The 17,489-nt window shown below is 61.1% G+C and carries 20 protein-coding genes; 12 read left to right on the forward strand and 8 right to left on the reverse strand.

The genetic code is table 11. The features are described from left to right. Positions 1 to 110: 110 nt before the first annotated feature. The 3 genes from B9N88_RS28515 (at position 111) to B9N88_RS28525 (ending at position 2,120) form a co-directional block, all read left to right on the forward strand. A complete protein-coding gene (locus tag B9N88_RS28515; RefSeq protein ID WP_027607509.1) occupies positions 111 to 887 on the forward strand; it encodes an AraC family transcriptional regulator in 777 nt (258 codons plus the stop codon). Positions 888 to 956: 69 nt separating this feature from the next. After that, positions 957 to 1,130, forward strand: coding sequence for a DUF1427 family protein (locus B9N88_RS28520; protein WP_081744482.1), 174 nt, complete (start codon positions 957 to 959; stop codon positions 1,128 to 1,130). A 30-nt stretch (positions 1,131 to 1,160) separates the two neighbouring features. Continuing rightward, on the forward strand, positions 1,161 to 2,120 hold the full coding sequence (locus B9N88_RS28525) for a quinone oxidoreductase family protein (RefSeq protein ID WP_027607508.1): 960 nt from the start codon (positions 1,161 to 1,163) through the stop codon (positions 2,118 to 2,120). A 16-nt stretch (positions 2,121 to 2,136) separates the two neighbouring features. Here the strand turns inward: B9N88_RS28525 and B9N88_RS28530 are convergent, their stop codons facing one another. From B9N88_RS28530 to B9N88_RS28540, 3 genes are all read right to left on the reverse strand, one after another. Beyond that, a complete protein-coding gene (locus tag B9N88_RS28530; RefSeq protein WP_027607507.1) occupies positions 2,137 to 3,165 on the reverse strand; it encodes a purine-nucleoside phosphorylase in 1,029 nt (342 codons plus the stop codon). A 14-nt stretch (positions 3,166 to 3,179) separates the two neighbouring features. After that, positions 3,180 to 4,127, reverse strand: a complete 948-nt coding sequence (locus tag B9N88_RS28535; protein ID WP_027607506.1) for a nucleoside-specific channel-forming protein Tsx — start codon at positions 4,125 to 4,127, stop codon at positions 3,180 to 3,182. A 155-nt stretch (positions 4,128 to 4,282) separates the two neighbouring features. Continuing rightward, positions 4,283 to 5,221 (reverse strand): AraC family transcriptional regulator, encoded by a 939-nt coding sequence (locus B9N88_RS28540; RefSeq protein WP_027607505.1) that lies wholly within the window; start codon positions 5,219 to 5,221, stop codon positions 4,283 to 4,285. Between the two features lie 210 nt (positions 5,222 to 5,431). Here B9N88_RS28540 and B9N88_RS28545 point away from each other — a divergent pair, with 210 nt between their 5' ends. Both B9N88_RS28545 and B9N88_RS28550 read left to right on the forward strand, forming a co-directional pair. Next, positions 5,432 to 6,742 carry an ABC transporter substrate-binding protein gene (locus tag B9N88_RS28545; RefSeq protein ID WP_027607504.1) on the forward strand — a complete coding sequence of 437 codons (1,311 nt, stop codon included), beginning with the start codon at positions 5,432 to 5,434 and terminating at the stop codon, positions 6,740 to 6,742. A gap of 21 nt (positions 6,743 to 6,763) precedes the next feature. After that, the gene (locus B9N88_RS28550; protein ID WP_027607503.1) at positions 6,764 to 7,537 is read left to right on the forward strand and encodes an L-iditol 2-dehydrogenase; all 774 of its coding nucleotides are present in this window, start codon (positions 6,764 to 6,766) and stop codon (positions 7,535 to 7,537) included. 76 nt (positions 7,538 to 7,613) lie between these two features. On the opposite strand, the gene B9N88_RS28555 is transcribed toward B9N88_RS28550, so the two are convergent. Continuing rightward, the gene (locus B9N88_RS28555; protein ID WP_027607502.1) at positions 7,614 to 8,306 is read right to left on the reverse strand and encodes an NUDIX hydrolase; all 693 of its coding nucleotides are present in this window, start codon (positions 8,304 to 8,306) and stop codon (positions 7,614 to 7,616) included. A gap of 146 nt (positions 8,307 to 8,452) precedes the next feature. Here B9N88_RS28555 and B9N88_RS28560 point away from each other — a divergent pair, with 146 nt between their 5' ends. From B9N88_RS28560 to nadE, 3 genes are read left to right on the forward strand one after another with little or no spacing between them, the layout of a single operon-like run. Further along, complete coding sequence (locus B9N88_RS28560) at positions 8,453 to 9,100, forward strand: nicotinamidase (protein ID WP_027607501.1); 648 nt, start codon at positions 8,453 to 8,455, stop codon at positions 9,098 to 9,100. Positions 9,101 to 9,111: 11 nt separating this feature from the next. After that, positions 9,112 to 10,329 carry a nicotinate phosphoribosyltransferase gene (gene pncB / locus B9N88_RS28565; RefSeq protein ID WP_027607500.1) on the forward strand — a complete coding sequence of 406 codons (1,218 nt, stop codon included), beginning with the start codon at positions 9,112 to 9,114 and terminating at the stop codon, positions 10,327 to 10,329. A gap of 1 nt (position 10,330) precedes the next feature. Beyond that, complete coding sequence (nadE, locus tag B9N88_RS28570; RefSeq protein ID WP_027607499.1) at positions 10,331 to 11,143, forward strand: ammonia-dependent NAD(+) synthetase; 813 nt, start codon at positions 10,331 to 10,333, stop codon at positions 11,141 to 11,143. On the opposite strand, the gene B9N88_RS28575 is transcribed toward nadE, so the two are convergent. Beyond that, on the reverse strand, positions 11,133 to 11,621 hold the full coding sequence (locus B9N88_RS28575) for an Hcp family type VI secretion system effector (RefSeq protein ID WP_027607498.1): 489 nt from the start codon (positions 11,619 to 11,621) through the stop codon (positions 11,133 to 11,135). The genes nadE and B9N88_RS28575 overlap by 11 nt on opposite strands. A 185-nt stretch (positions 11,622 to 11,806) precedes the next feature. On the opposite strand from B9N88_RS28575, the gene B9N88_RS28580 reads away from it, so the two are divergent. From B9N88_RS28580 to B9N88_RS28590, 3 genes are all read left to right on the forward strand, one after another. Then, complete coding sequence (locus B9N88_RS28580; RefSeq protein ID WP_027607497.1) at positions 11,807 to 12,721, forward strand: hypothetical protein; 915 nt, start codon at positions 11,807 to 11,809, stop codon at positions 12,719 to 12,721. Between the two features lie 8 nt (positions 12,722 to 12,729). Next, on the forward strand, positions 12,730 to 13,194 hold the full coding sequence (locus B9N88_RS28585) for a membrane protein (RefSeq protein WP_027607496.1): 465 nt from the start codon (positions 12,730 to 12,732) through the stop codon (positions 13,192 to 13,194). Between the two features lie 245 nt (positions 13,195 to 13,439). Continuing rightward, entirely contained in the window at positions 13,440 to 14,795 is a 1,356-nt protein-coding gene (locus B9N88_RS28590; protein WP_027607495.1) for an MATE family efflux transporter, read from the forward strand. Here B9N88_RS28590 and B9N88_RS28595 read toward each other — a convergent pair. Next, positions 14,779 to 15,366: a TetR/AcrR family transcriptional regulator gene (locus B9N88_RS28595; protein WP_027607494.1), complete on the reverse strand. Its 588-nt coding sequence runs from the start codon at positions 15,364 to 15,366 to the stop codon at positions 14,779 to 14,781. The two genes, B9N88_RS28590 and B9N88_RS28595, sit on opposite strands and share 17 nt — an antisense overlap. 141 nt (positions 15,367 to 15,507) lie before the next feature. On the opposite strand from B9N88_RS28595, the gene B9N88_RS28600 reads away from it, so the two are divergent. Continuing rightward, positions 15,508 to 16,680 (forward strand): MFS transporter, encoded by a 1,173-nt coding sequence (locus B9N88_RS28600; protein WP_027607493.1) that lies wholly within the window; start codon positions 15,508 to 15,510, stop codon positions 16,678 to 16,680. Positions 16,681 to 16,702: 22 nt separating this feature from the next. On the opposite strand, the gene B9N88_RS28605 is transcribed toward B9N88_RS28600, so the two are convergent. Together B9N88_RS28605 and B9N88_RS28610 are read right to left on the reverse strand one after the other, a co-directional pair. Then, complete coding sequence (locus B9N88_RS28605; protein ID WP_027607492.1) at positions 16,703 to 17,068, reverse strand: type II toxin-antitoxin system HicB family antitoxin; 366 nt, start codon at positions 17,066 to 17,068, stop codon at positions 16,703 to 16,705. Beyond that, the gene (locus B9N88_RS28610) at positions 17,065 to 17,316 is read right to left on the reverse strand and encodes a type II toxin-antitoxin system HicA family toxin (RefSeq protein ID WP_027607491.1); all 252 of its coding nucleotides are present in this window, start codon (positions 17,314 to 17,316) and stop codon (positions 17,065 to 17,067) included. The genes B9N88_RS28605 and B9N88_RS28610 overlap by 4 nt, the downstream gene beginning before the upstream one ends. Positions 17,317 to 17,489: the final 173 nt, after the last annotated feature.

A 17,489-nucleotide genomic window follows, 5' to 3' on the forward strand; every position in this document is an offset into this window, starting at 1 on the left:
CTCAACCCTGGTGGTGTAAGCAAGTGATCGCCCTCGGCGGCAAAAATTCACTCGGATTGTCCGGCGGTGGTCATTACCATGGCGGCTGACTCCCGATAGATGTGCTCCCCATGGCCCTGGCCGCACCCCCTGACCTCAGTGATCACGCCGTCCCCGTGCAACCCTTGGCGCGTACTTACCCGCGTGGTCTGTACGTGGAGCCCCATCGCCACGACTGGGGCCAATTGCTCTATGCCATGAGCGGCGTGATGTGGGTCGAGACCCCTCGTGAAGCCCTGGTGGTGCCGCCCCAGCGTGCGGTCTGGCTGCCGCCGGGTGTGGAGCATGGCATCCGGGTGGTGTCGGATTTACAGATGCGCAATATCTACTTGCGCCCGGCCTTGGCGGCGACATTGGACCGCCAGGTGCAGGTGATTGAAGTCGGTGGGCTGCTGCGTGAGTTGATCGTCACGCTGGTGGAACAGGGCGACAGCGGTGACGCGGGGTATTACGCCGCCTTGGTCGGCCTGGCCCTGCTGGAGTTGCAACGGGCGCGGCGCTCGCAGATTCGTATCGCCATGCCGGTGGAAGCTGACCGCCGGTTGATCAGCGCTTGCCAGGCGGTGATGGCCGCACCTTCGCTGGACATCCCTTTCGAGCAGCATGCCGAAGCGGCGGGTGCCAGCGTGCGCACCTTGGCGCGACTGTTCCAGCACCACCTGGGCATGGGCTTTGCCGAATGGCGCCGCCAGGTGCAATTGGCCACGGCGGTGGCCGAGTTGATCCAGGGCCAGTCGGTCAGTGCTGTCGCGCGTTCCCTGGGCTATTCGCCGAGCAGTTTCAGCGACATGTTCCGGCGTGAACTGGGGATGGCGCCTTCCCAGTACGTGAGTTGGCCGAAATCCTGAAGCCCTTGGCCGATGCTGCCGGGATGGGCTCCCTACACTAAGCCCATCAACCCAACAGGCGTCGCCCCCATGAGTTACCTGATCTCCCTTGGCATTGGCCTTTTTGTCGGCGTGATCTACGGCGCGCTGGACTTCCGTTCGCCCGCACCGCCTGCCATTGCGCTGGTGGGCCTGATGGGCATGCTGCTCGGCGAAAAACTCTGGCCCATGGGGCGGCAGTTGCTCAGCGGTTGGTGGTCCTGATTCCTTTTCTCCCTTCGATGGATACTGGCAATGAAAGCACTGCAATTTTCCGCTACTGGCGACCTCGGCGCCCTGAGCTTCGTCGACGTCGCCACGCCGGTACCGGCCGCCGATGAAGTGCTGGTACAGATCAAGGCGGCGGGCCTCAACCCCAGCGACGTGAAGAACGTACTCGGGCGTTTCCCCTACACCACCGTGCCGCGCATACCTGGCCGCGACTTCGCCGGCGTGGTCGTGCAGGGGCCCCAGGCGCTGGTGGGGCAGGAGGTCTGGGGCACCGGTCGCGACCTGGGCTTTTTCGCCGACGGTTCCCACGCCCAATACCTCACCGTGTCGGCCAAAGGCGTGGCGCATAAACCTGCCCACCTGAGTTTTGCCCAGGCCGCCAGCCTGGGTGTGCCCTACACCACGGCCTGGGATGCGCTGCAGCGCAGTGGCGTGGGCAAAGGCACGCGCTTGCTGGTGATCGGCGCCAATGGGGCGGTGGGCAGCGCGGCATTAGCCTTGGGGAGGGTCCTGGGTGCCCAGGTGTTGGCGGCGGTGCGCAAGGCTGACCAGGTCGAGGTATTGCAGGCGCAAGGGTTCGACGCGATTGCGTTGGGCAAGCCCGAAGCGCTGGGCGCGCAGGTGAATGCGGTGTTCAAGGGCGGCGCCGATGTGATCTTCGACACCACCGGTTTCTGGCTGCCGGCGGCCGTGGCAGGCCTGGCGCCGTTCGGTCGCATCGCGATCATTGCCGCGCCGGTGGACGGTCACGTACAACTGCCGGCCCTGGCCCTGTATCGCAAGGGCGGCTCGGTGGTGGGGATCAATTCATTGCTCTACAACTGTGAGCAGTGCGCGGTGATGCTGGAGCAGTTCGGACGTTTTTTCGACGAAGGCTTGTTGCCGCTGCCCACCGGCCTGCGCGAGGTGGCGCTGGCCGATGGCGTGCAGTGCTATGAGGACGTGAATCAAGGCTGTGCGGACAAGATCATCTTGCTGCCTTGACCCATGTCGCTCCGCACTAGGCTTCTGGGACGCCTTTTTCCCACGCCTGCCAGTTCTTGAGGATCGCCTGTACCAGCGGGTTCCCCGTGCGGTACAGGTTTTCCAGCGCCGGTACGAACCCGCCCTGGTCGGCGTACTTGAGCAGGTTGTCGACTTCGCTGTAGCCGGGGTATGGGCGGTCGAAGTCCGAACCGGCACGTACGACGGCCAGGCGCTGGATGTCCACCAACCCCTCGCGGCTGGCGCGCAGCAAGGCTTCGTAGGTGGAGTTGTCTTCCTGTTGGGTGGTGCAGTACTCGCCTTTGTTATCCGTGAGCAGCTTGGTCCACACCTCGGCGCGTTCGCTCAGGCGCGTACCGGAGAACCAGGTGTTGCCCGCCAGGGTGTCGCAGCGGGTGACTCGCGGCGGCTGGTTGGCGGGGGCGGCGGGGTAGTGTTTGCGCCAGGCGGCGGACTCTTTGCTTTCCGTAAGTTCGACGGTGTGCGACAGGGCGAACGCCTTGGCCTGCAGCTTGGGGTTCAGCTCAAACACTTCGGTCTTGTAGTCCAGCGGCGGCTTTTCGTTGGGCCCCTTGGTGTTGATGCCAAGGTAGCCGGTCGGCCAATCCTTGGGCGCATCCCGCGAATCCAGCTCCCACTGGGTGCCGAACTCCACCAGGTAGTGGGCCCAGGCGGCAGTGCCGATGGTGCCGTGTTTCGGGCTGATCCCGGCAATCCCGGCGATCAGGAAATAGCTCTGGCGCAGGTCGAACTTGGGCGACAACGCCAGGGCCAGGGTGGACGCGGCGGCGTTGGTCTGGCCCATGCCGGTCACCAGCAGGCACACGTCCCGGGTGTTGCAGCGGATCACCGGGTATTCGGCAGACAGGCCCGGCACGCGCACTTCCTGCTTGAGTTCCAGGCGGTCGATCCAGGTTTGCGCCTCGGGGGCGAACATGGTGATCAGCATCACCTTGGGCTTGATGGGGGCAGCAGAATCAGCCAGCACCACATGGGGCAGCAGGGCAAGGCCGACGGCCAGCGAAAGACGGGTAAATGTATTCATCTAATACTCCTTGATCAGAATTGGTAGCCCACGCCAGCGTAATAACCCCAGCCGTCGGAGCGGGCGCGGAAGTTACCCTCGCCGAAGTTCAACTCACTGCCATCTTCCCAGTTGCCGCCGTTATGAAAATAACGACCGACCAGGGTGAAGCGCAGGTGGGTGAAGGAATACAGCAGCACGTTGGTCGCCACCAGGGCGTTGGCGGTGCGCGCCGGGTTGTCCTTGTGCAGGTCCGAGCCGAAATCGTAGTTGGTGAAACCGATATAGGTCAGCGACGCACCGTTATCGAACTTGCCGATGGGCACGATGTATTTCATCTGTGCGCGGTAGCCATCCCAGGAATACTCATTGCTGGCGCCGTAGTTTTCCCACTGGTAACGCCCGTAGAAGTTCGCCGACAAGTTGACCCGCGAGTGGGTGTCGATATCGGTGCCGAGGCCGCTGTACAGGGTGTTGGCACGGTTGGCTTTGTTGCTGCCGTGGTCGTAGATCCAGTCGAACGCCACATACCATTCCTTGAACGGGCCGATGGCCAGGCTGCGTCCGGCCAGGTAGTCGATGGAGATACGCGGCTCGTGCTCCATGAACACCGGCGAGCCATGGTCCCACGCGCCTTTGTCGTTACTGTTGCCGATGCCGAGGATCTTCGGCACGTCGATGTAGCCGTACAACTCGAAGGGCCCCTTGCGGCCGAAGTACTCGTATTCCAGGTACACATCATCCTGGGGCTTGGGGCCGAAGCTGATGTCTTTACTGCCGATCAGCGTCAGGTCCTGGTTGAACCATTCCGACAGATAGACGCCTTTTTTTGCCGGGCTGGCCTCAGGGCTCAGGGTTTCGCCCTGTGCTGAGTCATCCACGGGTTTTTCCTGCGCCAAAATGGGCGCGCTGAGTACTCCCGTTACGGCGGCCAGTAGCAAGGAAACACCAAAGCAGGCACGGGGCCTTGAGGTGGGGTGCATTGAAAGTCCCTATTCGTACGCGGTTTGAACCCGATTCATCGGGTCGTGGTGAACTTGGCGGTCAAGTTCGTACCGCAAACGGTTGCACAGGCTGTACCAACTTTTCTTAATGGCTTGAATGTCATGGAAAAAAGCAGAATTACTCGACCTTTTGATCAGAAATGACTGGGTGTCATTTTCTCGATGGGGTTGAACAGGTGTATCGGCGGTTCGCGGCGATATTCACTGGGCGTCTGGTGCATCTCGATCCGGAAGTGCCGGTTGAAGTTGGACAGGTTGGCGTAGCCCACTTCAAAACAGATATCCGCCACCGACATCTCGCTTTGCAGCAATAACCGACAGGCGCGTTGCACGCGGAATTTGCGCATCAGGTCGATAAACCCATGGCCCGTGTTGCGCTTGAAGAAACGTGAGAAGCCCGGTTCGCTCATGTCCAACTGTTGGGCGATGACCGAGAGGCGCACGTCGCCGGTGAGTTCGCGCATCAGGTAGTCGAAGGCCTTGTTGATGCGCTCGGCGCTGCGTGCGTCCAGGGTCGGGGCGTAACAGGGGCTGGCCAGGGCCTTTACCTGCTGGGCCGGGGCGTTTTTCAGGCTGTCGAGCAGTTGCAGGAACAGGGTCAGCCGTTGCAGGCCGTGGGCGTTGCCGATAGCTTCCATCAACCTCGCAGCCTGTACGGCGGTGTCGCCGCTGAACTCCAGGCCGCGCCGGGCCTGTTCGAACAACGGCTGCAAGTCGCCGAGTTCCGGCAGGGTGTTGCGCAGGGCGAGGAGGGCGGCGCCGTCGAATTGCAGCACCACGTCGCGGCCGGCCAGGTGTTCGCCGGGGGCCAGTTCGCCGATCCAGTCATGGGGCAGGTCCGGGCCGATCAGCGCCACATGCCCGGCACTGAACGCACCGATATAGTCGCCCGCCACCAACTTGCCGCTGCCTTGGCGGATCAGGTGGATTTCAAATTCGGGATGGTGATTCCAGCGCGCCAGATCGTAAGGGTAGTCGTGCTCAAACCAGCGAAAGCAGTGCTGCGGCTCGGGCAGGATCACCTCAAGCTCGGCGGGGCGATGTTCGAACAGCTTGGCGCGACTGACGGGCATGGTGCTGCCTCTTCTATGGGTGCAGTCGCCTCAAAATACGCGGGTGGCACTACCTGCGCTACCCCCGGTTTCGCCCGGCACTGATACTTTTTTGCGCCCTATTCAGCGGTTAAAAAAGTATCAGCCAGGCATGCGTCAGGCGTTTGTGAGGGCCTGGCCCAAGCTGCTGTAATCGGCCCTCAACAACAAAAACAACAGGTGGAAACCGCTATGTCCAAGATTCCGCAAGCGTTGTTCCTGCTTTCCGGCCTGGCCTTGGCTATGCCCAGCCAGGCAGCCGACACCGTGACCATCGCCACGGTCAATAACAGCGACATGATCCGCATGCAGCGCCTGTCCAAAGTGTTCGAGCAGCAGCATCCGGACATCCAGCTCAACTGGGTGGTGCTGGAAGAAAACGTGCTGCGCCAGCGCCTCACCACCGATATCGCCACCCAGGGCGGCCAGTTCGATGTGCTCACCATCGGCACCTACGAAACCCCGCTGTGGGGCGCCAAGCACTGGCTGGAACCGCTGACCCAATTGCCGGCCGATTACGACGCCGACGATATCTTCCCCTCGGTCCGCCAGGGCCTGTCGGTCAACGACACCCTGTATGCCTTGCCGTTCTACGGGGAAAGCACCGTCACCTACTACCGCACCGACCTGTTCAAGCAGGCCGGTCTGAGCATGCCTGCGCACCCGACCTGGACCCAGCTGGGTGAATTCGCCGCCAAGCTCACGGACAAGAACAACGGCCAATACGGCATGTGCCTGCGCGGCAAGGCCGGTTGGGGCGAGAACATCGCGCTGCTGAGCACCATGGCCAACGCCTTCGGTGCGCGTTGGTTCGATGAGCAGTGGAAGCCTGAGCTGACCAGTCCCGAATGGACCGCCGCCGCCAACTTCTACGTCAACACCCTCAAGCAATACGGCCCGCCCGGCGTGTCCAGCAACGGTTTCAACGAAACCCTGGCGCTGTTCAACAGCGGCAAGTGCGCGATCTGGGTCGATGCCAGCGTCGCCGGCTCCTTCACCACCGACAAGAGCCAGAGCAAAGTCGCCGACAGCGTAGGCTTCGCCGCGGCCCCCACCGAAGTCACCGACAAGGGATCCTCCTGGCTGTACGCCTGGTCGCTGGCCATCCCGGCCACGTCCAAGCACAAGGACGCCGCCAAGGCCTTTATCGCCTGGGCCACGTCCAAGGACTACATCCAGCTGGTCGCCGATAAAGAAGGCATCACCAACGTACCGCCTGGCACCCGCCAGTCCACCTACAACGCGGGGTACCTCCAGGCCGCACCGTTTGCCCAGGTGACCCTGGAGATGATGCGGCATGCCGACCCCGCGCACCCGTCGGCCAAACCCGTGCCGTACGTGGGCATCCAGTACGTGACCATTCCCGAGTTCCAGGCCATCGGCACGTCCGTCGGCAAGCTGTTCTCGGCGGCGCTGACGGGGGGCATGTCGGTCGAGCAGGCGTTGCTCCAGGCGCAGTCCACCACCGAGCGCGAAATGAAACGCGCCGGCTATCCCAAATAATGTTCAAAGGACAGATGCCTTATGAAACGACTCGAAGGTAAGAGCGCGCTGATCACCGGCTCGGCGCGCGGGATTGGCCGCGCGTTTGCCCAGGCCTATATCGCTGAAGGCGCGACCGTCGCCATCGCCGACATCAACCTGCAGCGGGCCCGGGACACCGCCGCCGAACTTGGTCCGCAGGCCTACGCGGTAGCGATGGACGTCACCGACCAGGCTTCCATCGACAGCGCGATTGCCGCCGTGGTCGCCCAGGCCGGCAAGCTCGACATCCTGGTCAACAACGCGGCGCTGTTCGACCTGGCGCCTATCGTCGATATCACCCGCGACAGCTTTGATCGGCTGTTCTCGATCAACGTCGCCGGCACGCTGTTCACCTTGCAGGCCGCTGCCCGGCAGATGATCCGCCAGGGCCATGGCGGCAAGATAATCAACATGGCCAGCCAGGCCGGGCGGCGTGGCGAGCCGTTGGTGGCGATCTACTGCGCGACCAAGGCGGCAGTGATCAGCCTCACGCAATCGGCGGGGCTCAACCTGATCAAGCAGGGCATCAACGTCAACGCCATCGCCCCGGGCGTGGTGGATGGCGAGCATTGGGACGGGGTGGATGCGTTGTTCGCCAGGCATGAAGGGCTGGCGCCTGGCGAGAAGAAGCGGCGGGTGGGGGCCGAGGTGCCGTTCGGGCGGATGGGGACGGCCGAGGATTTGACCGGGATGGCGATCTTCCTGGCGTCCAAAGAGGCTGACTACGTAGTGGCGCAAACCTATAACGTGGATGGCGGTAATTGGATGAACTAAGCCATACACCGCTCAAAATGTGGGAGGGAGCAAGCCCCCTCCCACATTTGAAGGTCATCGTTCTTGAAAAGGGTGCCTAGTCGGCAAAACTGCGATCAAAGAAGTAAACCGCCCCAGGCTTCAGGTTCTCCACCGTCGCCTGGGGCCTGCCGCCTTCACCCTGTTTCTTGCGCCCCGTCTCGCGCAAATATCCCGCCTCCGTCAGCTTCAACAGGCGCTGGCGAATACTGGTCTTGAGCACCGGCCGTTCCAGCACCAGGGAAAAGATCGTGGTCGCCTCCGGCGCGCTGAATTCATTGCCCAGGAACATCAGCGGCAGGTTGCTGTACAGCGACTTGGAGAACAACCGCTCCTGCACGGCCGCGGCGATGCTGTTGTGATCGAACGGCAACTTGATGCTGCCATCAGCCACCGCCTTCAGCGCGAACCAGCCTTGATGCGCACTCGGCGCCACCTCATCCGCGACGATCGCCAGGTAGTACGTGGACGACGACCAGCAACGCGGATCGCGAAACGCATCGCCCACCGTGCCCACTTGCTCGCTCCAGGCCAGCTCCAGGCCGACCTTGCTGCTGGCGCGCAAGCGTTCCACCGCATCCTGGAGGCTCAGATCTTGCACGCCGCCATTCACCACCACCCCCGGCAACGCCCAATGCCCGGCGAAGGGTTCGGCTTCGCGCTTGTTCAGCAACAACTTGAGTTCCCCGGCGGCGCGGCAGTAGCACAGCACGCATAGGTCGACGGTATGGAGGTAGGGGCTAAGGGGCATGTGACGTCCTTCTGAACAGCGGTGGGGCACAGTCTAACGGATCGAACAGATATGTCATGTACTTGGTTCAGGATAGATAAATAAATGTTTCTTGCAATGAAAGTACATGACGTGTACTTTTGTTTCCAGGCCACAGGAGAACCGCCATGACCCTTGCGAAAACTGCCATTGCTTCATTCGACGTCGATGCCCAGAAGAGCTTCACGCCGTTGTGCCCCAACGAGTTGCCGGTGGCCGGCGGTGACCGGATCGGTGCCGAACTCAACTACATGGCCAGCCTTGCCGGCCACCGCGTCGGCAGCAAGGACGCCCACACCCCGCACGCACCCTGGGTGGTCGCCCAGCACAGCGAGATGCTCCAGCCCACTGGCCTGGTACACGCCGACGTGACCTGGGTCAGCCACTGCGTACCGGGCACCGAAGGCTTTACCTTGCTCGACGAGTTGCCCACGCCCTATGACTACGACTACTTCATCTGGAAGGGCGTCGAACCTGACCTGCACCCCTATGGCGCCTGCTACCACGACCTGCACGACAAACTCTCCACCGGCGTGATCGAGTACCTCAGGGCCCAGGGCGTCACTCGCGTGATCGTCGGCGGCCTGGCCCTGGACTACTGCGTCAAGACCACCGCCTTGCAACTGCTCAAGGCCGGCCTGGAGGTGGTCCTGCACCTGCCGGCGTGCCGGGGGATCAGCGAGGAGGGCGGCGTACAGGCCGTCAATGAGTTGCTCAAGGCCGGTGCCGTCATCAGCAGCACCCGCGAAGAACTGGCCGCGATGGCCACGCGTTAAGGAGATACACCATGGAAAGTGCCTACGACTACGAAGCCCCGGTGATCCAGGGCTTGCTCGACACCGACTACTACACCTTCACCATGATGCAGGCGGTGTTGCACCAGCACCCGAATGTCGATGTGGAATACAACTTCATCGTGCGCGCCAAGGAAAAGCTCGGCCACCTGATCCCCGAGTTACGCGCCGAGCTTGAGAACATGGCTGGCCTGCAGATGCGTGAGGGCGAGCTGCGCTTTCTGTTCAACCCACGCTTTCGCGAATACCTGACCCCCGACTACGAACGCTTCCTCGGCCTGTTCCGCTTCAACCTGCGCTACATCCACGTCAGTGAAGTCGACGGCCAACTGAACATCCGCGTGGTCGGGCCGATGCTGCACTGCATCATGTTCGAACAACCGCTACTGGCGCTGGTCAGCGAGCTGCGCAACCGCGCCAAATACCCCGACGTGACCCTGGAAGACGTCACCCGCAAGCTCTACCAGAAGTTCGACTGGCTGGAGAGAAACCTCAGTCGCGACGAGTTGGCCGACCTGCGGGTCTCCGATTTCTCCACGCGCCGGCGCCTGTCGTTCAAGGCCCAGCGCGAAGTGGTGGACATCATGCGCCGCGACTTTCCCGGCCAGTTCGTCGGCACCAGCAATGCGCACCTGGCTTACGAATTCGACCTGCCACTGATCGGCACCATGGCTCACCAGTGGATGATGGTGCACCAGCAACTGGGGCGGTTGCGCGAAAGCCAGAACGCCGGCCTGGAAAACTGGGTGCGTGAATACCGCGGCCGCCTCGGCATTGCCTTGACCGACACCATCAGCACCGACTTTTTCCTCAAGGATTTCGACCTGTACTTCGCCAAGCTCTACGACGGCCTGCGCCAGGACTCCGGTGACCCCATCGCCTGGGCCGACAAGGTGCTGGCCCGCTACAAACAGCTGGGTATCGACCCGATGACCAAGGACCTGATGTTCTCCGACGGCCTGAACTTCGAAAAATGCCTGCCGATCCTGCGGCACGTGCGTGGCAAGGCCAAGTTCGGTTTCGGCATGGGCACCAGCCTGGCTTGCGATGTGGAAGGCGTCGAGCCGCTGAGCATCGTCATGAAACTGGTGCGCGTGCACGGCGAACCGGTGGTGAAGTTCTCCGATGACCCGGTGAAGAACGTCTGCGAAGACCCCTCGTTTTTGCAGTACGCAGCGAAGGTATTCAATGTCGGCAACGTGGAGGTGTGACATGCAGGAACGTATCGCGCAGGAACTCAATATCGATCGCACATTGGTGAAGGGCGGTGAAGCCCAGGAAATCCAACGGCGTCTCGACTTCATCAAGACCACCTTGCGCCATTCAGGCTGCAAGGCCCTGGTACTGGGCATCAGCGGTGGCGTCGACTCCCTCACCGCTGGGCGCCTGTGCCAATTGGCGGCGGAGCAATTACGCAGCGAGGGCTACGCCGCGCGCTTTATCGCCATGCGCCTGCCCTACAAGACCCAGGCCGATGAGAGCGATGCCCAGGCCTCGCTGGATTTCATCACCCCGGACCACATCGACACCCTGAACATCGCCGCCAGCGTCGACGGCCTGATGGCCAGCCTCGGCGCCACCGAAGCCAGTGCCTCGCAGGTGGATTTCATCAAGGGCAACGTCAAGGCCCGCACCCGCATGATCGCCCAGTACGCCGTGGCCAACCTGCACAACGGCCTGGTGGTCGGCACCGACCATGGCGCCGAAGCATTGATGGGCTTCTTCACCAAATTCGGCGACGGCGCGTGCGACCTGGCGCCATTGTCGGGCCTGACCAAGACCCAGGTGCGCCTGTTGGCCAGTGCCCTTGGGGCCCCGGCGAAGCTGGTGCACAAGCAGCCCACTGCCGACCTCGAAGAGTTGGCGCCGGGCAAGCTGGATGAGCACGCCTATGGCTGCACGTACGAGGAGATCGATGCGTACCTGATGGGTGAGCCAGTGAGTGAGCGGGTACGGGCGATTGTCGAGGGGGCGTATAGCAAGACAGCGCACAAGCGCGCGCTGCCTGTCGTGCCTACACCTTGATATTTTCGCGAATGTTCCAGCCGAACCGGATGGCCCCGCCATCCTTGCCGCCATCGGCTTTCTGTGGCTGGTAACTGACTTCCACCTTGGCGAAGTTAAGGCTGATTTCTTCCGTCAGTACGTCATTGGTTGCCGCTGCACGCGTGTCGTAAGTGGCAACCATGACCTCCTTCAACGTGATCACCAGATACTCCACGCTGCTGTCGCCTCCAGCCTTGCGCACCACAATGCGTGCTTCGGGGTAATGCTTGCCGGTGGCACAGGCCATCATCAGGTTTGGGGTGGATTTATCCAGTGTCTTCTCAATCGCGATATTCGCCATATTGACCTTGCCCGCGCCGCCGCCCGTACCGCTATGCATGGAGCCGGATTGGGACAGGCTCCAACCCCAACGGGTGATATCGATTTCATCACGATGCACCTGGTCCCTGGACTCGCCCTTGATGTCTCCCAGCTTCAAAAACATATCGGTCGCCATATTCGCTCCTTGTCTGATCGTTCGCCGGTGGTGGCGCGGGGCGTACTTTTCCTATTCCCAGGATTGACTACAAGACGCTGAGGCCAGATCGGGAAGTGCCTGTCTTAAAAAAGGAAACCTTCCTACATTCCTGGCAGATATTGATTCTTTACGCTCTGCGCTCTTGTGGATTCAGGAGTAAAGGAATGGCCACCAGCTTATTGAAGGACGGTTTCCCGAAGGCTCACCTCACCACCCGTGAGCGGGTAGAAAGCAGCATTGACCTGCGTCGACTGTTTGCTGTGATCGACGCCGATCCTGCAATTGCCGGGGCAGGGGTGGTTTACCTCGACGCCCAACTGTGGCCGGTGACGTTGCGTGAGTTTCAGCCGATTTGCAGTGTGTTGCCCAAGCGCGTGATCTTGCGGGAGATGCCGAGGTCGGTGGCGCGGTTGGATTTTGTGCGGCGGTTGGAGCATGAGCCGGTGGAATCGCAACTCGTGTTTGAGGCGCTCGGGATGGGGCTTGCATGCGGCAGTGCGATTTTAGGTTGGCTTGTGGCAGTCAGTGGTACTGCTGCAATCCCATTTACTGGCGGTATCGGCTCAGTGGTTGCAGTTGTTGGCTATACGTCTGCTACGGCCAGTTTCGCTCAGTGCATTGTTGGCGGGTATCGTGTGTACAACGAATTGACCGATCCCTCGAAAAATCAACTGCTGGACAGTGATCCTTGGTATCAACATGCAACCGCTGCTCTGGACGCTGTTGCGCTTGTGGGGGCCGGCACCTCCTTCCTAACGACTGTAAAGCTAGTCAGTTTGACGAAGGCAACCACCGGCAAGGGTTGGTACCCAGTACTCAAGGGGCTTACTCGACAGGAAAGAGCAAAATTGACGAAGGAGTTGTTGAGTATTCAACATCCGCGGTTGACTTCGAAAATGATCAAGTTGAAACAGCTGGCAGGTGATTTACCTAAGCGACTGACCCCTGCGAAGCTTCGTCATGCCACGGTTACTCAGATCAAGGATGTCGTAGGCGCTTCAATGACTGTGGGAGGTAGCGTTGTAAATGGCAATTTTCGAACGATTGCCGTGGGGTTATATGAGGCGTTTGAAGAATGATATTTCTGATGACTTACAAGGAACTTCTGCGTTATTTGAAACGCTATTTTCCTGTTTCTACGGGGGCACTTTTTGCTCAAGGTTTTACGATTGCCATCGGTGTTCCGATGATGATTGGCAGTTACTTTGAAGTGCTACCCGCCGGTGAGAACCTCAGGTATTCCTATTTTTCGGTACTCGGTGCGTCTTTTCTTATTGCCCACTGCAATTTCATGGTTGTCCGTGGCTATCCAGGATGGATATGGGTCCCAGTTATCTTGATGTTCTTGTGCTTGGTTGGTGTTCTACCCACCATCGCCTATCGCCCTCATAAGGTTTTCTATGTGTCAGGCATTCTGTTTCCATTGCTTGCCCTATTACTGCTCAACAGCAAGCGCCACCGCGAAGCTCGCAATGAGTGGGTAAAACTGCGCGAAAAGCGCCAGCGCATCGGCAGAATAATCCGCACCCAGCGCCAACGAGTCCGGCGCTAGGCGCGGTTATAAGGCCCTACCGCTCAATCGACCGACTCACCGCGCCTTTCTTGGACTGTGCATATTCCATCGGCACGCCGAGCCGTTTCTGAACGGCGACCTGAGTCGGGGTGACGCTGAAGATCCAATGTGGGCATCGGAACCAGCGAGTGTTGGCGATCCATCCATCATGCAAAGCACAGGAAGATCGGATCCAATTACGGTATAACCCTCGGACGCTTTAGTTTTCCGAGGCCCCGTTTTTCATGCAAAGCCCTTTGCAACGCCCGCTGTGGCAGGTCTACCTGATCTTTCTGGCACCGATGGTGCTGTCCAATTTCCTGCAAAGTTTTTCCGGCACCCTCAACGGTATTTATGTCGGGCAGATGCTCGGTACCCAGGCGCTGGCGGCGGTGTCGGGGATGTTCCCCATCGTGTTCTTCTTCATTGCCCTGGTGATCGGCCTGGGGGCGGGCGCTTCGGTGCTGATTGGCCAGGCCTGGGGTGCCCAGGAAACCGGGATGGTCAAGGCGATTACCGGTGCCACCCTGACCCTCGGTGCACTGGTGGGCCTGATCGCAGCGGTGCTGGGCAGCCTGTTTGCGCGCCCGGCGTTGCAGGCATTGGGTACGCCTGCGGATGTGCTCGACGATGCCGTGGGCTATGCCCAGATGATGATGCTGATCATGCCGCTGCTGCTGGTATTTATCCTCTACACCCAGCTGTTGCGCGGGGTCAGCGACACGATCTCGCCGCTGCTGGCGCTGATGGTCTCGACCCTGGTCGGCCTGCTGTTGACCCCGGCGCTGATTCGCGGCTGGATCGGCCTGCCGCCCCTGGGGATCCAGAGCGCGGTGTACGCAGGCCTGGTGGGGAATGCCTCGGCGATGCTGTTTCTGATCCTGCGCCTGCGCCATAAAAACCATGTGATGGCGCCGGACCGCGAACTGCTCTCGGCCTTGCGCCTGGACCGCGTCATTCTCGGCAAAGTCCTGCGCATCGGCTTGCCTACAGGCTTGCAGATGGTGGTGTTGTCGCTGTCGGAGTTGGTCATCCTCGCCTTGGTCAATGGCCATGGGTCCCAGGCCACGGCGGCCTATGGGGCGGTGACGCAGATCGTCAACTACGTGCAGTTTCCGGCCCTGTCGATTGCCATCACTGCTTCGATCCTTGGGGCCCAGGCGATTGGGGCAGGGCGGCTGGAGCGTATCGGGCCGATCCTGCGTACCGGGCTGTTGATCAATACGTGCCTGACCGGTGGCCTGATCGTGCTGGGCTATCTGTTGTCGCACTGGTTGCTCGGGTTGTTCATCACCGATGACGCCGCACGCGTGAATGCCGAGCACCTGCTGCACATCATGCTGTGGAGCATCCTCGTGTTCGGCTTCCAGGCCGTGATCGGCGGGATCATGCGCGCCAGCGGCGTGGTGCTGATGCCGGTGGCGATCTCGATCTTCTGCGTGCTGTGTGTCGAGCTACCGATGGCGTACCTGCTGAATGCGCACTTCGGCCTGGAAGGCGTCTGGATGGCGTTCCCGGTGACGTACCTGGCGATGCTGGGGTTGCAGGCCGCGTACTACCGGCTGGTGTGGCGGCATAAGCAGATCAAGCGGTTGGTATGAGTTTCAGGCCGCGCAGCAGGATTTCCAGGCCCTGCAAACCTTGCTCCAGACGCTCCTGCGGATGTTCTGACCGGGCGATCCACAGGGCGGTGTTGACCAGGCTGCCATTGATCAACTGCGCCAGCGCCAGGCTCGGTGCGTCAGGGACGACGCCCGCGTGCATCAGGGCTTCCAGCTGTTGGCGCAACGACTCGACACAGTGTTGCTGGGAGCCGGTATCGCCCAATACAGCCGGCGCATCCTGCAGCACAACGCGTTGGATTTCGCCGTCCTGGGCCATGCGCAAATAAGCGCGGCAGCGTTCGCAAAAACCGCTCCAGGGGTCTTGGGCTTCGTCTGAGATACGCTGCAAACATGCGTCCATCTCACGATCGAGTTGAGCAACCACGGCGGCCAGCAGCCCCTTTTTGTCACCAAAGTGATGGTACAGCGCGCCGCGTGTCAGGCCGGCGTGGGCCGTGAAATCGTCCATCGATGTGTTGGCATAGCCTTGCGTGGCGAAGGCCTGCCGTGCACTGGCAAGCAGCCGGGCGCGGGTGTCTTCGATCATTTCGGCACGGGCTCGGCTCATGGGCAGGACTCACAATGGGCAAGTGAAAGATTGACATACGCCGCGTATGTTACGCATGATTCGCCACATACGCACCGTATGTATTTTGCCTTGATCACTGCGGATAGCAAGTTCCAGGGCATCAGGAAGAGGTTGAGCAGGATGGCAAACCCTTACGCCGAGTTGTTCCAGGTTCCCGGCTCGCGGGCCTTCGTATTGGCCGGCATGCTGGCACGCATGCCGGTGTCCATGGCCGGTATTGGCTTGATCACCATGCTTTCCCAGGTGCACGGGGGCTATGGCCTGGCCGGTTCGGTGGCGGCGGTGTTCGCCCTGGCCACAGCGTTTTGCGCGCCGCAGGTGTCACGGTTGGTGGACCGGTACAGCCAGGGCCGGGTGCTGCCGATTGCCGCCTTGATCGGCGGCGGGGCGCTGTTGCTGCTGTTGCTGTGCACGCGGTTGCAGGCGCCGACCTGGACGCTGTTCCTGTTTGCTGCCCTGGCGGGCTGCATGCCGAATATGTCCGCCATGGTGCGGGCGCGCTGGACCGAGCTGTACCGCGGCCAGCCCAGGCTGCAAACCGCCTTTGCCCTGGAATCGGTGCTGGATGAGGTGTGCTTCATCATCGGCCCACCGATTTCGGTGGGCTTGAGCGTGGTGCTGTTCCCCGAAGCCGGGCCTCTGGTGGCCGCGTTGCTGCTGGCGGTTGGGGTTACCACGTTTGTGCTGCAACGCGCGACCGAACCTCCGGTACATGAACACCACGCTCACCATCGGGGCTGGCTGATCGCCTCACCGTCGGTGCTGATCCTGATGATCCTGCTGCTGGCCATGGGGGTGATCGTGGGCGTGGTGGATGTGGTCAGCGTGGCCTTTGCCCAGCACCAGGGCCAGCCGGCGGCTGCAAGCATCGTGCTCTCGGTGTACGCCATCGGCTCGTGCCTGGCGGGGTTGGCCTTTGGCACCCTAAAACTCAAGGCGCCGCTGCCCCGGCAGTTCCTGTTCTGCGGCGCGGCCACGGCGTTGACCACCTTGCCGTTGCTGCTGGTCACCCACATTCCGGGCCTGGCAGTAGCCATCTTCATTTCCGGACTGTTCTTTGCCCCGACCCTGATCGTGTCCATGGCCCTGGTGGAAAAGAGCGTGCCCGCGAGCCGCCTGACCGAGGGCATGACCTGGCTGATCACCGGCCTGAGCATCGGCGTGGCCATCGGTGCCGCCAGCTCCGGCTGGATGATCGACCATTTTGGCGCCGCCAGCGGGTTCTGGGTGGCGCTGGCGGCGGGGGCGGTGGTGATGGGGTCAGCGGTGTTGGGGTATCGGCGGTTGGGTTGAGCGTCATCCTGGCAATGAAACGTCAGCCAGTCACGGGGCAGGAATCCCCTCGGTGGTGTTGCAGGAATTCGTTCAGCGCCTGGCGCGTCAGGTCGTTCAGGGTCACCTTTTTACGTGTCGCTTCAAGGGCGGCGGCAAGATGAAGATCGTGGCCGACCCGCACGTTGAAAGAGCCTTTGCACGGCTTCTCCGGTGTTTGCCCAAGGGCCTTGCAGGTAGCGAGGTAGTCGTCCACAGCCTCGCGAAACGCGGCGTCCAGTTCCGCGACGGTTTTGCCTTCGTAACTCACCAGTGCCTTGATGAACAGGATCTTGCCGAACAGGCAATTGTCTTCGAGGCTGGCTTCGATAGAGCCGATGTAGCCATTGTGTTTCAGTTGGTTGTTCACTGAATCAGTTCTCCTGATTTCAATTGTTCGATGATCTGGCGTCGAATGTAGTGTTTCAGTTCGTTGCCGGGATGAGGCTTGTGCAAGGTGATCATTGCGCTCGGATCGCCGATGTCGAACTTGACCCGGCTTCCAGCCCCCTCAATCTGTGTGTAGCCGAGACGACGCAGCAGCGTGACGAGCTCTGGCCAGGTAAATGCCATCTGCTCGTTGAGCAATTTGGCGAGCAGCTTTTCATTTTTGGACACGGCGTTCCCTGCGTGTAACTAAATGTAGTTGCAAAAAGTGGTATTCGTCAATGCTAGCTGGGGTTCGTGGGTCTTTCCCGAGGATTGATGTAACCCCTGATGACAGCTCGCTCTACGCCTCCCATCCCCCGCTAATTTTTCCCTGTCCGGTTCGTTTTATAGGGACGACGTGC

Origin of the sequence: Pseudomonas sp. LAMO17WK12:I1 (assembly GCF_900177315.1) — a bacterium.
Taxonomy (GTDB): Bacteria; Pseudomonadota; Gammaproteobacteria; order Pseudomonadales; family Pseudomonadaceae; genus Aquipseudomonas; species Aquipseudomonas marginalis.